Source organism: Arthrobacter sp. NPDC056691 (assembly GCF_042791415.1).
GTDB lineage: Bacteria > Actinomycetota > Actinomycetes > Actinomycetales > Micrococcaceae > Arthrobacter.
The window spans coordinates 19478-35074 of the sequence record NZ_JBHTXX010000014.1; the positions used below are offsets into that span (position 1 = coordinate 19478).

Annotated in this window: 14 protein-coding genes; 7 read left to right on the top strand and 7 right to left on the bottom strand. The window is 67.1% G+C overall.

Translation table 11 applies throughout. The features are described from left to right. Positions 1–122: 122 nt before the first annotated feature. The 5 genes from mnmA to ACFRAU_RS12910 all read left to right on the top strand — a co-directional run bounded on the left by mnmA (position 123) and on the right by ACFRAU_RS12910 (position 7128). On the top strand, positions 123–1262 hold the full coding sequence (gene mnmA, locus ACFRAU_RS12890) for a tRNA 2-thiouridine(34) synthase MnmA (protein WP_377996792.1): 1140 nt from the start codon (positions 123–125) through the stop codon (positions 1260–1262). Between the two features lie 274 nt (positions 1263–1536). After that, positions 1537–3171, top strand: a complete 1635-nt coding sequence (locus ACFRAU_RS12895; protein WP_377996793.1) for an ABC transporter substrate-binding protein — start codon at positions 1537–1539, stop codon at positions 3169–3171. Positions 3172–3300: 129 nt separating this feature from the next. Continuing rightward, a complete protein-coding gene (locus ACFRAU_RS12900) occupies positions 3301–4392 on the top strand; it encodes an ABC transporter permease (RefSeq protein WP_377996794.1) in 1092 nt (363 codons plus the stop codon). 1 nt (position 4393) lies between these two features. Beyond that, entirely contained in the window at positions 4394–5416 is a 1023-nt protein-coding gene (locus tag ACFRAU_RS12905) for an ABC transporter permease (RefSeq protein WP_377996795.1), read from the top strand. Further along, a complete protein-coding gene (locus tag ACFRAU_RS12910) occupies positions 5413–7128 on the top strand; it encodes an ABC transporter ATP-binding protein (RefSeq protein WP_377996796.1) in 1716 nt (571 codons plus the stop codon). Before ACFRAU_RS12905 ends, ACFRAU_RS12910 begins: the two co-directional genes overlap by 4 nt. 65 nt (positions 7129–7193) lie before the next feature. Here ACFRAU_RS12910 and ACFRAU_RS12915 read toward each other — a convergent pair whose 3' ends face one another. Then, complete coding sequence (locus ACFRAU_RS12915) at positions 7194–7850, bottom strand: NADPH-dependent F420 reductase (RefSeq protein WP_377996797.1); 657 nt, start codon at positions 7848–7850, stop codon at positions 7194–7196. Between the two features lie 96 nt (positions 7851–7946). Here ACFRAU_RS12915 and ACFRAU_RS12920 point away from each other — a divergent pair, with 96 nt between their 5' ends. Together ACFRAU_RS12920 and ACFRAU_RS12925 are read left to right on the top strand one after the other, a co-directional pair. Next, positions 7947–8357, top strand: coding sequence for a chorismate mutase (locus tag ACFRAU_RS12920; protein WP_377996798.1), 411 nt, complete (start codon positions 7947–7949; stop codon positions 8355–8357). Positions 8358–8360: 3 nt separating this feature from the next. Then, positions 8361–9401 (top strand): hypothetical protein, encoded by a 1041-nt coding sequence (locus tag ACFRAU_RS12925; protein WP_377996799.1) that lies wholly within the window; start codon positions 8361–8363, stop codon positions 9399–9401. A gap of 33 nt (positions 9402–9434) precedes the next feature. Here the strand turns inward: ACFRAU_RS12925 and ACFRAU_RS12930 are convergent, their stop codons facing one another. The 6 genes from ACFRAU_RS12930 to ACFRAU_RS12955 all read right to left on the bottom strand — a co-directional run bounded on the left by ACFRAU_RS12930 (position 9435) and on the right by ACFRAU_RS12955 (position 15524). Next, positions 9435–10154, bottom strand: a complete 720-nt coding sequence (locus ACFRAU_RS12930; protein WP_377996800.1) for a DUF4166 domain-containing protein — start codon at positions 10152–10154, stop codon at positions 9435–9437. Further along, the gene (locus ACFRAU_RS12935) at positions 10154–11446 is read right to left on the bottom strand and encodes a DUF58 domain-containing protein (protein ID WP_377996801.1); all 1293 of its coding nucleotides are present in this window, start codon (positions 11444–11446) and stop codon (positions 10154–10156) included. The genes ACFRAU_RS12930 and ACFRAU_RS12935 overlap by 1 nt, the downstream gene beginning before the upstream one ends. Before the next feature lie 4 nt (positions 11447–11450). Continuing rightward, positions 11451–12419: an AAA family ATPase gene (locus ACFRAU_RS12940; protein WP_377996809.1), complete on the bottom strand. Its 969-nt coding sequence runs from the start codon at positions 12417–12419 to the stop codon at positions 11451–11453. 56 nt (positions 12420–12475) lie between these two features. Next, positions 12476–13621, bottom strand: a complete 1146-nt coding sequence (locus tag ACFRAU_RS12945; protein ID WP_378000207.1) for a DUF4350 domain-containing protein — start codon at positions 13619–13621, stop codon at positions 12476–12478. 101 nt (positions 13622–13722) lie between these two features. Continuing rightward, on the bottom strand, positions 13723–14430 hold the full coding sequence (locus ACFRAU_RS12950) for a DUF4129 domain-containing protein (protein WP_377996803.1): 708 nt from the start codon (positions 14428–14430) through the stop codon (positions 13723–13725). After that, the gene (locus tag ACFRAU_RS12955; RefSeq protein ID WP_378000208.1) at positions 14427–15524 is read right to left on the bottom strand and encodes a hypothetical protein; all 1098 of its coding nucleotides are present in this window, start codon (positions 15522–15524) and stop codon (positions 14427–14429) included. The genes ACFRAU_RS12950 and ACFRAU_RS12955 overlap by 4 nt, the downstream gene beginning before the upstream one ends. Between the last annotated feature and the right edge of the window lie 73 nt (positions 15525–15597).

Below are 15597 nucleotides of genomic sequence, written 5' to 3' on the forward strand. Positions count from 1 at the left end.
CTGCGTTCTAAAAACGTTACTCGCGACTTTAGAAGGGTGGGCCGAAGCCGTCAAGGAAATTTAGGCCCTGATTCCGGTGGGCATTAGAATAGTTCGGCAACCGGTGTCAACAGAAAGCCATAATGCGAGTTCTAGCAGCCATGAGCGGCGGAGTTGACTCCGCCGTCGCAGCCGCCCGCGCCGTCGAGGCGGGGCACGACGTCGTCGGCGTTCACCTCGCGCTGTCAAGGATGCCGGGTACACTGCGCACCGGCAGCAGGGGCTGCTGCACCATTGAAGATTCGCGCGATGCCTGGCGGGCCTGTGACGTCCTGGGGATTCCCTACTATGTGTGGGATTTCTCGGAGCGGTTCAAGGAGGATGTGGTCCAGGACTTCATCGACGAGTACGCCGCCGGCCGCACCCCCAACCCCTGTATGCGCTGCAACGAGCGCATCAAGTTTGCCGCCCTGCTCGAAAAGGCGATTGCCCTCGGGTTCGATGCCGTCTGCACGGGCCACTACGCCAAGGTCATCGAGGACGCCGACGGAAACCGGGAACTGCACCGCGCCGCCGACTGGGCCAAGGACCAGAGCTACGTCCTGGGCGTACTCACCCACGAGCAGCTGAAGCACTCCATGTTCCCGCTCGCGGACACGCCGTCGAAGGCGGAGGTCCGCGCGGAAGCCGAACGGCGCGGGCTGTCAGTGGCCAACAAGCCGGACAGCCATGACATCTGCTTCATCCCGGACGGTGACACCGCCGGATGGCTCGCGGAAAAGATCGACATGACCACAGGCGACATCGTGGATGAGACCGGCGCCAAGGTGGGTGAACACGGCGGTGCGAACGCGTTCACTGTCGGGCAGCGGCGGGGACTGAAGCTTGGCCGGCCGGCAGCCGACGGCAAGCCGCGGTTCGTGCTGGAAATCCGGCCGAAGGAAAACAAAGTGGTGGTGGGGCCCGAGGCCCTGCTGGCCATCGACGAGATCCGCGGGATCAAGGTTTCCTGGGCCGGCCTGCCCATCGATGAGGTTGGCTCCGGCGCCGACTTTGACTGCCATGCGCAGGTCCGCGCGCACGGTGACCCCGTTCCTGCCATTGCACGGATGGAGCGGGTTGCGGACGACGCCGGGATCGACCGGGACAGCCTTGTGGTGACCCTGACGGATCCGCTGCGCGGTGTTTCGCCCGGCCAGACCGTGGTGCTCTACCAGGGCAGCAGGGTACTCGGCCAAGCGACCATCGACGCTGCGCGGTCCCTGCAGCGGGCCCAGCTCTGACTTAGCCCCAACATTCTTACACCGTGCTCCGGTTTCCGGAGGAAGAATGAGCGGCCAGCGGATTGTTCCGCTGGCCGTTTTTTATTGCCATTTCACGGTTCCCGACCGTTCGGTCAGCAGACTGCACGCCATTCTGGTAAATTTTGTGTCTCAACTCACACGATGCAATGTTTCACCGGGCAACCTTCTGGTTGAATCAGAGGCATCAGCGGGCTGCCCGCACACGAGTCAGATCGGGCACCCCGTGCGTACTCATCGAACAGAAAGTTCACAGATGGCAAAGAATCAGAGGGCCTTGCGGAGCGCTATCGCGCTGGCAGGTGTTTCCGCTTTCGCACTGACAGCCTGCACCGGCCCTTCCGGTGGCGGCGGCACATCCACCGGAGGCGCCGGTGGAGGCACCATCACCTACGGGACCACGGACAAGGTGGTCACCCTGGACCCTGCCGGTTCCTACGATGCCGGCTCGTTCATGGTGATGAACCAGATCTACCCGTTCCTCATGAACTCCAAGCCCGGCAGCGCCGACGCTGTTCCGGACATCGCCGAATCGGCGTCGTTCACCACTCCCACTGAGTACACCGTGAAGCTCAAGCCGGGCCTCAAGTTCGCCAACGGCCACGCGCTGACTTCCTCGGACGTCAAGTTCTCGATCGACCGCGTGGTCAAGATTGCCGACCCCAACGGTCCGGCCGCCCTGCTGTCGAACCTGAAGTCCGTGGCGGCCAAGGACGACTCAACCGTGGTCTTCACCCTCAAGGCGGGCAACGACCAGGTCTTCCCCGGCGTTCTGGCCGCCAACTCCGGACCGATCGTCGACGAAGAGGTCTTCCCGGCGGACAAGGTCCTCAGCGACGACGAGATCGTCAAGGGCAAGCCATTTGCCGGGCCGTACACCATCGAGAGCTACAAGAAGAACGAGCTCATCAGCCTCAAGGCCAACCCGGACTACCAGGGGCTCCTGGGCAAGCCTGCCAACGACGGCGCCAACATCAAGTACTACGCCGACTCCAACAACCTGAAGCTCGACGTCCAGCAGGGCAACATCGACGTCGCCGGCCGTAGCCTGACGGCCACCGACGCCGCCGACCTTGAGAAGGACTCGAAGGTCAAGGTGCACAAGGGTCCGGGCGGCGAACTCCGCTACATCGTCTTCAACTTCGACACCATGCCGTTCGGTGCCAAGACGGCCGACGCCGACGCCAAGAAGGCGCTCGCCGTACGCCAGGCAATGGCAGACATTGTGGACCGCGAAGCCATTGCCACCCAGGTCTACAAGGGCACCTACCTGCCCGCGTACTCCGTAGTTCCGGACGGCTTCAACGGGGCCATCCAGCCGCTCAAGGAAATGTACGGCGACGGCAACGGCAAGCCCAGCCTGGACAAGGCCAAGAAGGCCTTCGCGGACGCCGGCATCACCGGTACCGTCAACATCAAGCTGCAGTACAACCCCGACCACTACGGCAAGTCCTCAGGCGACGAATACGCCATGATCAAGGAACAGCTGGAAAAGTCGGGGCTGTTCAAGGTTGACCTCCAGTCCACCGAATGGGTCACCTACTCGAAGGCCCGGACGGCCGATGCCTACCCGGTCTACCAGCTCGGCTGGTTCCCGGACTATTCCGACGCCGACAACTACCTCACGCCGTTCTTCATCCCTGGCAACTTCCTGAAGAACCACTACGAGAACTCCTCCGTCACCGAGCTTGTCACCAAGCAGCTCACCACCGTGGACAAGGCCGAACGCGAGAAGGTGCTGGGCGAGGCGCAGACCGCCGTCGCCAAGGACCTCTCCACCCTGCCGCTGCTGCAGGGGGCACAGCTCATGGTTGCGGGGGCAGACGTCAAGGGCGTGGACCAGACCCTCGACGCTTCGTTCAAGACCCGCCTCGGGGTGATCTCGAAGTAGGGCTCCACCCCATCAGGTCCTGACCAGCCAAGGAGGCGGGACGCCTTCCGGGCGTCCCGCCTTCCTGCTGGACAGTGAACAGCCGATTCCGGTTCCGTTGCGGATCCGGAAACACAGAATCAGGCAGTAATGACAACTCTTATTGAGGCGCCGCCAAGCGACGCCGACGGCCTTTTGCCGACCAAGAAAAAGAAGTCCGGCGGGGGACTGGGCCAATACCTCCTGATCAGGTTCCTCCTGATCTTTCCGACGATTTTCATCCTGGTCACCATGGTGTTCTTCCTCATGCGGATCACCGGCGATCCCATCACGGCCGCGCTGGGCGGCCGGCTGCCCCCGGAGCAACTGCAGGAACGGATTCACGCCGCAGGCTATGACCGTCCGCTTCCCGTGCAGTACTTCGAGTACCTGGGGCAACTTGTCACGGGCAATTTCGGAACCACCCTGTCCGACAACCGCAAGGTTGTCGAGATGCTGGCCACCTATGGCTCAGCCACCCTTGAACTGACCGTCAACGCGCTGATCGTCGCGCTCCTGGTAGGCATTCCCTTCGGGATGATCGCCGCACACCGGCGCGACCACCTTCCCGACGCCGTGCTGCGCGTCTTCGCCATCCTTTGCTACGCCACTCCCGTGTTCTTTGCCGGCATGCTGCTGAAGCTGACTTTTGCCGTTTGGCTTGGCTGGCTCCCTGTTGCGGGGCGGGCGAAAACCTCCAGCGAACTTGCCCTCACCGGGCTCCAGGCGCCCACGGGAATCTATTGGCTGGACGCGCTCAGAAGCGGCAACATGGCCGCTCTCGGCGACGTGATGGCGCATGCCGTCCTGCCTGCCTTGGCCTTGGGGCTGCTGACAGCAGGCATCTTCCTCCGGCTGGTGCGCACCAACGTCATCGGCACCCTGGGCCGGGACTACATCGAGGCGGGACGCTCGCGGGGCGTCAGCGAATTCCGGTTGGTCACCAAACATGCCTACAAGCCGGCACTGATCCCCATCATCACCGTAATGGGCCTACAGATCGCCGTGATGCTGGGCGGCGCCGTACTCACCGAGACCACCTTCGAGTGGAAGGGGCTGGGCTTCCAGCTGGCCAATTACCTGACGGCCCGTGACTTCGTGGCCGTCCAGGGCATCGTGGTGCTCCTGGCCGTTATCGTCGCCGTCACCAACTTCATCGTGGACATTGTGGCCGCGCTGATCGACCCCCGTGTGAGGTACTGACATGAGCACCGCCCCTCCGGTGGAAGCCACCGTGGACCGCAGGGCCCCGCTGTTCAGGCGGCTGCCCGTTATTTCCCACTTCAACAAGAGCGTCGGACTCCAGCGCGGCATGCTCGTCGTCGGCCTCGTCCTGACCGGCATCTTCCTCCTGACCGCTATTTTCGCGCCGCTCCTTGCGCCCTACGGATTTTCGCAGCTTTCCGACGCCGACGGCAGCTTCCCCACGCAGCAGCCGCCCGGCGGAAAGCACCTGCTGGGCACGACAGTCGGCGGCTATGATGTCCTGTCCCGGGTTATCTGGGGCTCCCAGACCGCCATTTTCGTGATCGTTGTGGCCGTGGTGCTGTCCATCTTCGCCGGCGTCATCCTCGGCCTGGTGAGCGGATACCTCGGCGGCTGGCTCGACCGGGTCCTCGTGGTGGTGGCAGACGCCATCTACGCGTTCCCGTCACTGCTGGTGGCCATCGTCATGGCCATCGTCATCAGCGGGGGCGAGTCCAACCTCTTCGGCGGTGTGCTCGCTGCGGCGATCTCCATCACCGTGGTGTTCATTCCGCAGTACTTCCGGGTGATCAGGGCGGAAACCATCAGGCTCAAGGCGGAACCCTTCGTCGAATCCGCGAAGGTGGTGGGCGCCTCCAGCATCCGCATCATGGGCCGGCACATCTACCGGAACGCCACCCGCACCCTCCCGCTGATCTTCACCCTGAATGCCTCCGAGGCGATCCTGACCCTGGCCGGCCTGGGCTTCCTGGGATTCGGCATCGAGCCCTCGTCCGCCTCCGAATGGGGCTTTGACCTCAACAAGGCCCTGGCAGACACCACGTCGGGCATCTGGTGGACCGGCGTGTTCCCGGGCCTCGCCATCGTGTGGACAGTGCTTGGCCTCACGCTGGTGGGGGAGAGCATCAACGACCTCAACGATCCCCGCCTCCGCGGCCGGAAGCGCGCCGGGAACAAGGGCGGCCCGGACTCCACCGCGGCGGCCCAGGCAGCCATTTCAGCAGATGTGAGAAGCTCATGACCATCAATATCGGATCTGTTTCTGACCGGCATGGGGCCGGCACCGGACCGGTGCTGGACATCGACCATCTCAAGGTCACATTCGCCACCGACACGGGGGACGTCCATGCAGTCAAGGACGTAAGCCTCGAGGTGAAGGCGGGGGAGGTGCTCGCCATCGTCGGCGAATCCGGCTCCGGCAAGACCGTGACGGCCAAGACCATCCTTGGCCTGCTGCCGGAAACTGCCATCAGTTCCGGCGCCGTGGTGATCAACGGCAGCAACGTCATCAGCGTCAGCCCCGCGAAGCTCCGCCAGATCCGGGGACGGGACGTGGCCATGGTCTTCCAGGAACCATCCACGGCGCTGAATCCCGTGTTCACCGTCGGGTGGCAGATCGCCGAAGGCATCCTCGCCCACGCGGGACGTGACGGCGGCAAGCGGGTCACCGCGAAGGAGGCGAAGGCCAGGGCCATCGAGGCCCTCCGCAAAGTGGGCATCCCGGACCCGGAAACGCGGGTCAATTACTACCCCCACCAGTTCTCCGGCGGCCAGAAGCAGCGCGTGGTCATCGCCGCCGCGCTCGCCCTGAACCCGGGGCTGATCGTGGCGGATGAGCCCACCACCGCCCTGGACGTCACCGTGCAGGCGGAGATCCTGGAGCTCCTGCGGGACCTGAGGGACAAGTACGGGACGTCCATTGTGCTGATCACGCACAACATGGGCGTGGTGGCCGACCTCGCCGACCGGGTGGTGGTGATGTACCGCGGCGACGTCGTCGAGGAGGCCTCGGCGAAGTCCCTCTTCGCCGAGCCGCGGCAGGACTACACCCGGAAGCTGCTGGCCGCCGTGCCGCACCTTGGCCGCCATTCGGCGTCGGAAGGGATGACGGAACGGGCGCACCAGGACGGCAAGGTCCTGGTGGAGGCGAAGGGCCTCACCATCGAATACCCCGGCCGGCTGGGCAGCCCCGCCTTCAAGGCAGTGGACGGCGTCAGTTTCACGGTATCCGAGGGTGAGGTGTTCGGACTCGTCGGCGAATCGGGGTCGGGTAAGACGACCATCGGCCGGGCCATCGCAGGCCTCAACCGGACCACCGGCGGAAGCCTGAACGTGCTCGGCTACGAGATGCTGAACCTCAAGGAGCGGAGCTTCAAGCCGCTCCGCAAGGAGATCGGGTTCGTCTTCCAGGATCCCGCGGCGTCCTTCAACCCGCAGCTGACCATCGGCGACTGCGTCGCCGAACCGCTCATCATCCACACCAACCCCTCGCCGGCACAGGCGCGCAAACGTGTCGGTGAGCTGCTGGAGTCAGTCCAGCTGCCGGCGTCGTACGCTGACCGTTTCCCGCATGAACTCAGCGGCGGGCAGCGCCAGCGCGCTTCACTGGCGCGGGCGCTTATCCTGAACCCGAAACTGCTCATCGCAGATGAGCCGACGTCGGCACTGGACGTTTCGGTGCAGGCGAAAGTACTGGAACTCTTCAAAGAAATCCAGCAGGAGTTCGGGTTTGCGGCGCTGTTCATCAGCCACGACCTCGCGGTGGTGGACATGCTGTCGCACTGGGTAGGGGTGCTGTACAAGGGCAAGCTCGTTGAGCAGGGGATCGGCCACCAGGTCATGGGTGCTCCGCAGCATGACTACACGAAGCGCCTCATCGCGTCGCTGCCCGTCCCGGATCCCGCCGAGCAGGCCAAACGCCGGCAGGACCACCGCGCCCTGCTGGGTATCTAGCGGCCACCGCCCAAGACCTGCGTCCCCGTCCTCTGCAGAGGGCGGGGACGCCTGCCTTTGCAGCGCTACTCAGAGACCACCTTGATGTTGAACACGCTGTCTCCCTGCTTCAGGAAAATCCGCAGCCACAGCGGCAGCCACATCTCCAGGCCCCGCGCCGCCTCTAGCGGGCCCAGGTCCCTGATGTGTTCGGGCCGCCAGCCGAATTCCCGCAGGAGCCCGGCCACCACGTCCTTGGCCGCCGCGTCATCACCGGCCATGAACACGTCGTGATCCCCGCCTGCCAGCCGGTCCGGCGCCACCATGACGTCGGCGCGCATGGTGTTCAGTGCCTTCACCACGCGGGCAGTGGGAAACGCCCGCTGGATGGTTTCCGCCAGGCTGTCGGTGTTCGAGATAGAGAGCGACGGCGGGAAGCCGGCCGAATGGTCCAGCGGGTTGGCCACATCGATCAGCACCTTGCCGGCGAGGTTCTTCGTGCTTGCCGCGGCCAGCACCTCGAGCGATACCGCGCCTGGCGTCGCGTTGATGACCACCTCGGCCTCCGCCGCGGCGTCGAAGTACGTCGCGGCTTTGGCCCGCGGCCCCGCTCCCGCTGCCCACCCCACGGCGGCCTCCGTTGTGGCGCTTCGGGACCCGAGAGCGACGTCGTGCCCGGACTCCACGAGTTTTCCCGCCAGGGTCCTGCCCACCACCCCGGTACCAAGAACTGCAATCCTCATGTGCATCCTCCCTCATCGGTATGTGCGAACACTTACATTCTCTGCCAGCATCCTTAACACGGGCAGAGAATCCGGCGCTGCCCATAGACTGGAACCATGACCGAGCTAAACCATGATCTGCCTGACACTGACTCCTACAATCCCGCCGCCAGCTCCCTGGCCGGGCATGTGGATCCTGCAGTGATGGCGGAACTGCTGTCAATCCGGTCGAGCATCGACAACATCGATGCGACCCTCGTCTACCTCCTCGCGGAGCGGTTCAAGGCGACACAGAAGGTGGGTTTCCTCAAGGCTGCCCACAGACTTCCGGCGGGGGACCCCGGACGTGAAACAGCCCAGATTGCCCGGCTCCGCCGCCTTGCCGAGGACGCGCAGCTGGACCCGGCGTTCGCGGAGAAGTTCCTGAACTTCATCATCGGCGAGGTGATCCGGCACCACGAGGCGATCGCGGAGGACCACAACGCTGCCGGCGGAACAGCCAGCCCCACCGCCCCGCTCACTGCCTAAGCCGTGCAGGACGCAGACGCCCAGCTGCCGGCCCAGGTAACGGCCACCGCCCTGGGACCGTGGCCGGGCCAGGACCCGGTGGAGGCCACCCGCATCATCCGCGGTGAGCTCGGCAGCCCGCACCTGCCTTTTCTTGCCGAATTGCCCGACCGCGGCGTCGGTGCCGACGCCATAGGGCGCACCGCGTCGCTCCTCGTTGACCTGGCAGTGGACGTCCAGCCGCACGGCTGGCGGATCGTCGACCGGCCCGGGCGCGACCTGGTCCGGGCGCGGTCGGCCCTGTCCACGGACATCAACGTGCTGGCCGACATTGCCGGCGAAGAGGACAGTGCCGCCAGCGAGCTCAAGGTCCAGCTGCGGGGTCCCCTCAGCCTTGCCGCCGGACTGCACCTCCATAACGGTGAACGTGCCCTGATCGACTACGGCGCCCGCCGCGACATCGCTGCGTCCCTCGCCGCCGGCGTTGGAGCGCACCTGGCCAAGGTAGCTGCCGCCGTGCCCGGGGCCGGACTCGTGGTGCAGATCGACGAACCGGACATCGCCTCTGTCCTCGCCGGTACGATCCCCACATCCAGCGGCTACCGCACCCTGCGCTCCGTCGCCGGGCAGGAAGTCACCGAGCTCTGGCGCGTGGTGATCGACGCCCTCCGCGAGGCCGGCGCCGCCGAAATTGCGATAGCGGTGCCGGAAATCGAGGCCCCGTTCGAGAGGATCCTTGCTGCGGGCGCGGACGCCATCGCCGTCCCGCTGAGGGCCCTGACCACCCGGCAGTGGGAACAGCTCGCGGAGGCAGTCGAGGCCGGCAAGCGGCTGTGGGCCGGGGCCCTGCAGGCCGACGGGCCGGGCGGCGTGCCGAAGGCCTCAGCGGTTGTTGAATGCGTCAGGCGTCCGTGGCAGCAGCTCGGACTCCCGCTGGCGGCGCTCGGCACAGTGCGCGTCACGCCGTCGGGCGGCCTTGAAAAGCAGTCGCCCGCCGCCGCGACGGAGGTCCTCACCCGGCTGACCCAGGTTGCCGACGGCCTGAACCAGTTCGCGCTCGGCTAAGTTGCTGCGCCGGGCTGGGCGCGCTGCCGTTTCTTAGCTTCGCCGCTCCCAGCGGTCCGGCCTGGCATACGCCGGAAGGAAGCCCGCCGAAGATCTTCCGGACGGATAGGGCTCCAGCCGGTAGTCGAAGTGGCCTGCATAAACCAGGACGAGGCCGAGCTGCGGCTGGATCACCTTCACCTGGATCCTGTGACGCCCGGTTTCTCCCGCGGCCGGGTCCCACCACTGCTCCGCGTAGGCCTTTGCGTCAAGGGCCGCCGGCAGCGGCAGCCGGACCGGGCCGAGGAACAGCCGGGATACCTCGGAGACTCCCCGCAGCCGGCCCTCGGCCGTCACCATCAGGTTCAGGTCAGTGACCAGCCGGCGGTACCGGCCCACATAGTCCACCAGACGGGCCTGGGCACCGGCGCCGCCCGCTTCCACACTCGTGGTGTCCTGGAAAATCCTGGTCCTGCCCGGGAAGAAAATCTCGCGCCGCGCCGTCAGGCTGGAGCGGCCGAACGGATCCAGGTGCGCATGGTTTTCGATCCGGAAGCGGACACCCTCGCCGTACTCAGGAAAGAAGGCCTGCTCGCCGGCGGTCAGCCTCAGTATGGGCCGCAGCCACCGTTGCCTGCAGCCCACCACCTCGAAAACACCCTCGCCGACGCCATAGGTTCCGGAGCCCGGGGTAAGTGAAAAGTACTCCTGCAGTTCTGGCTGCAGTCGGTCGAAGCCGGCCCCCAGGGCCTGGCGGTAGATCGGGTTAGCCATCACAGCCGCCCGGCCGCCTTGAGCCGGATATAGGCGTCGGCCAACGCCGGCGGCAGCTGGTGTGGCTCGGCGTCCACCACTTCGACGCCGAGCTGGCGCAGCTGGACACTCACGGCTTCCCGCTCGAGCAGGGCGCGTTCCGCGGCTGCGGCACGGAACACCTGGGCCGCCGTCGTTCTTTCCTGGAGCATCTCGCCAAGAAGTGGGTCGCGGACCGACGCCACCACCACGACGTGCTGCTGGGCGAGGCGCGCCGCCATCGGAATGAGTCCTTCCTCCGGGGCGCCGCTGTCCAGCGAGGTCAGCAGGACCACGAGGGAACGGTGCGCCGAAACCGCGCGGACCTGGGCGGGCACCTGTGCCCAGTCCAGCTCGATGAGTTCGGCCTGCAGCGGCGCCATAGCCTGTACCAGCTGGCCCAACAGGTTGCCGCCCGCCGTCGTGGCCGCCCGGGAACGCATCCTGCGGTCGAAGGCGAAGAAGTCGACGCGGTCACCGCCGCGTTCGGCCAGGACCCCCAGCAGCAGTGCAGCCTCGATGCCGGTGTCCAGCCGGGGTTCGTCGTGCACGCGCGCAGCGGCGGTCCGGGAGGTGTCCAGCATGATCACCACCCGGCGGTCGCGCTCCGGCCGCCAGGTGCGGACGACGACGGCGGACCGTCTCGCCGTCGCGCGCCAGTCGATGGAGCGAACGTCATCGCCGCGCACATAGTCGCGCAGTGAATCGAACTCGGTTCCGGCACCGCGGATCTGCACTGCCGCCTTGCCGTCGAGTTCCCGCAACCGGCGGAGCTTTGACGGCAGGTGCCGCCGGGAATTGAAGGGCGGCAGCACCCGCAGCGATCCGGGTGCATGCACAGTTTTCTGGCGGGCGGCCAGCCGGAGCGGCCCGAAGGACCGGACGGTGACGTGGGGCGCCTTGAGGTCACCCCTGCGCACGGGCCGGAGCCTCACGCTCAGGCGTCGCCTTTCACCGGCCGGAACCTCTGCCGCCCGGACCGGATTTTCCGCGCCGGCGGAAGGCTGCCAGGCATCACGGACCACGGCCCTGAGCCTGCGCGTGCCGCTGTTATGCACCGTCAGCACAGAGTCTGCCGTGCCTCTAAGCGTAACGTTGGCGGGCGCTGACCTTTCCACCGAGACCTGCTGCAGCGCGGCGGCCAGCAGCAAGTCCAGCAGGACCAGGGCGCCGAGGACCAGGAGCACGGCAAGCACGGTCAGCCAGCCGGGAAAGAGCAGCACCGGCACCAGCCCGGCCGCCGCCAGGAGTACCAGCCGCCCGGAAATCGCCACCGGATCAGCGGGGGACGGGGACGGAGGCCAGGATGCTGCCCAGCACGTCGTCCACCTGGACGCCATCCATAAGGGCTTCGGGCCGGAGCGCCACACGGTGCCGCAGGCACGGGTGGGCCAGCGCCTTGACGTCATCCGGGGTGACAAAGTTCCGGCCGGACAGCCAGGCCCAGGCCCGTGAGGTGTTCAGCAGCGCGGTTGCACCGCGCGGCGAGACCCCAAGCTGGAAGGACGGGGCGGCACGCGTGGCCCGGACCACGTCCACGATGTAGCCCAGCACCTCGGGCGACACTTCGACGGCGGCCACTGCCCGCCGCGCCCGTTCAAGTTCGTCGGCGCCCGCCACCGGGCGGATGCCGGCCGCGGCGAGATCGCGGGGATCGAAGCCGGCGGCATGCCTGCGGACTACCTCGATTTCGGCGGCGCGGTCCGGCAGGGGCATGGTCAGCTTGAGGAGGAAGCGGTCCAGCTGGGCCTCGGGCAGCGGGTAGGTGCCCTCGTACTCCACGGGGTTCTGCGTGGCCGCCACAATGAACGGCACGGGCAGCCGGCGCGACACGCCGTCCACGGACACCTGGCGTTCCTCCATGGCTTCCAGCAGTGAGGCCTGGGTCTTGGGTGGCGTCCTGTTGATTTCGTCCGCCAGGAGCATGTTGGTGAAGACGGGACCTTCGCGGAAGCTGAACTCCGAATTGGCGGCGTCGTACACCAGTGATCCCGTGACGTCGCCGGGCATGAGGTCCGGGGTGAACTGAACGCGTTTGGTGTCCAGGCTCAGGGCAGCGGACAGGGCGCGGACCAGCAGCGTCTTGGCCACGCCCGGCACGCCTTCCAGCAGCACATGTCCGCGTGACAGGAGGGCGATCAGCAGGCCGGTGACCGTGGAATCCTGGCCCACAACTGCCTTGGACACCTCATGCCGGACGTCCAGGAGCGCCTGCCGGGCAGGATCCGGCGCGTGCGGAGCGGCCATGGTGCCCACCGGCGCCTCGCCGTAGGTTCCGTGTTGGTGGCCGTTTGGCTGCTGGCTCATCTGGCCTTTACCTCTTTCTCTAGTCGGACAAGGTCCTGGGCCCAGCGGACCAGCTGGGCCTCGGTTGCGGGACGGTGCTGCAGGATCTGCTGTATTTCTGCGGCGTTGCGGTCCAGGTGCCGGGCAGCGGCGGCGGCCACGGCAGAGCAGGCCACGTCGGTAAGCCCGGCGGCGGTGCCAACCCGGAGGGCCGAGGCAAGCCGGACGACCGTGCCTGCCCGGAGCGTGTCTGCCGCCCGGGCAACGTCGTGGGCCTCGTGGTACAGGCGGGCCCGGCCCTCGGCCGTTTCCGCGGACTTCACCACCACAGGCAGGGGTTCGAAGACCAGCGGGCCCAGGCGGCGTCCGCGCCACAGTATGGCAACCAGGGCCACCACAATGAGCCACGGGGCCACAAATGCTGACCACGCAGGTGCAAGTTCGGCCAGGGTCTTCGGCGCGGGGTTGACTCCGAGGTCACCGGGACCCGGCAGGTACCAGACGAGGTGTCCCTGGCTGCCCAGGGTTCGCAGGGTGAGTGCGGCGTTGCCGTTGGCTGCCAGGAACTGGTTGCTGATCACGGCCGTGCTGCCGAGCACCACGAGCTTTCCGTTCTCGGCCGTGGCGTAAATGCCCCGCCCGTTGCCGCCGGCGCCGTAGCAGACGGTGCCGCCGGTGTAGAGGAAGCCGCCGTCCGCACTGATATCCCCGGCGGCCTGGGCATCGGCGACAGCGCAGCCGGGTTGCAGGGTCTGCTCAGTGCCGGGGACCACGCCGGCCTGCCGGATGCTGCCGCCGAGTCCCGTCAGCGTGGCTAGGCGCGGCGACACGACCACCAGCCGGTCCGTCTCCGCGAGCAGCCGGCGGAGCCTTTCGGGAGCCAGGAATCCGCGCTGGTCGTAGACCAGGACCGTTGAGCCGGACCCGCTGCCACCGGCCGCACGCGCCGCTGACACCGTTTCCTCGAACGACGCCGTCTGGTTGACTGTGACGCCGTGCGCACCAAGGATTTGGGCTGCTGCCCTGGCGCCCTGCGGACCGGGATTGTGGATGGACAGCTCCTGGCTGTCGGCCCGTTGCGTCGACTGGAGTATGAGGATCACCGCAAGGGCAACGGCCATGGCAACGCCGAAGAGCACTCCCGCCCGGTGCCTGCGGAACAAGCCGGTTCTCCTGCGCGGGGCCGCGACAAGAACACCGTCTGCTGGCCTGCCGCCGTCGGACGGGGTATCCGCGGCGGCGGCTCCGGTGCGGGGGAGAGGCATCATCTGGGCACCGCCAGTCCGCCGGGGGCGGCCGCTGCGTAGGAGGGCGTGAGCCTTTCCAGAGTCGAGTCCAGCTCAACCATCGCGGCGTAGTCGGCTGCCGCGGCGCTCCCGCTGCCGTAGCGGACGGCGTCGAACATGCGGGCAGCGGCGTCGAGTCTGTCGCTGGCCGCCGGAAACGCGCGCGTGAGCTGTCCGGCAGCCTCGTCGGCTGTCCGGCCGGGCTGGGGGTCCAGGACGGCCCGGTCCTCGGCAGAACTTACCAGCGCGCGGAACTGTTCGACGACGGCGGCCGCCCAGTCGCCGCGGGCGGCTGCGGCTTTTGCGCGCTCCCGGTAGTCGGCTGCCGTGGCGGTTACTTCGGCGTCGAAAATTTCCTTGGGTGCGCGGCGGCGGGCATTCAGCCGGGGCCGGGCCAGGATGATGGCCACGCCTACCAGGATGGCGATGCCCAGGCCGATGAAGGGCGCCACCGGAGGTCCATCGGCCGGGGACTGGCCATCAGTCACGGACTGCAGCCAGTCGAGGAACTGTTGCCAGAGGGTTTCCAGCCAGCCGGGTGCCGCCTCCCGGTACTCGCGTTTGGAGAGCTCCTCCATCGCCCAGCGGCGCGCTTCCTCCCGGTCGGGCTGCACCGGCGGTTCGAGGGTTCGCTGCAGCAGCAGCGTCGAGTGCTGCAGGGCTGTGAGGAGGCCGGCGGCGCTCATCCCGGCATCGTGGGCGGGCCCGGGGGCGGCGGCCAGCCTGCTGAATTTCCGTAAGGCCCGGTTTGGTGAGGCCCCTGTTGGTAGGGCCACGGCTGGTGGGGTCCCGGGGTGTTCCGGCCCGAGCTGTAGACGGGAACGCCCCGGCCCGGGATGCCGCCGTCGTCGGTCCTGGATTCCAGCAGCCGGAGCAGCGCGATATCCAGGCCGTCGTTGCGCATCCGCAAATCCAGGTAGAGCAAGGCCATGACCGATGTCTGGAAGGCGAACGCCACCGCGCCGACGGCGGCGGACACGACCGCCGTGGCCACACCGACCACCACCTGCAGGGTGGCCGCCTGGCTGGCCGGGTCCTGGGGGCCGGTGACGGTCGTGAGCAGCCCGGAGAGCAGGGTGACCGGGATGAGGACGATCTGCCCGATGATGCCCACGAGCAGCGAAACGACGAGGACAATGCCCAGGACGCGCCACCAGCTTCCCCGGGTGACGGCCCAGGAGCGCCGGATACCGTCCAGCGCCCCGACGTCCTCGACGACGATGACCGCTGGCGCGACTGTCAGCTTGACCGACACCCAGATCATGGCTGCAATAAAGGCCAGAAACAGCGGAAGGACGATGACCAACGACCCTGTGCCCATCGCATTGGCCAGCAGCGCGGTGGCCACGACGATGAGCGCCATCGCCAGCAGCACGGCTGCCACCCCGATTCCGGCCAGACGGACCAGCGTCCAGGCCCTGCCGCGCGCCAGCAGCCACATCTGCCGGAACCCGGTTGGCCGGTTAAGGATGGACCTGGCCACGGGGACCACCATGGCCCCCTGCATCACCACGGAGATGAACACGGACACCAGGCCGAAAAGTATGAAGCCGCCCGCCACACCCGCGAAGAGACCGGTCATCTCGGAGGTGCTGAGGTTCGCCAGCCAGGCCTCCGCGGAAGCATCTGACGCTGGGGCGAACAGCGGGACAACGCCGGCGAGCACAGCGCCCAGCGCCTGCGCCAGCAGGCCTGCCCCGAGCATCGCTTTGGGATTCCGCCGGATCGTCTGGAAGGCGCCGTCCATGATTTCGCCGAACATCAGCGGCCGCAGCGGCACAACTCCTGGTTTCGGCGGGGCCGCATACATGGGATAGGGGACGGCGGGGCTCGGCGCTGTGGGATAAGGCCCT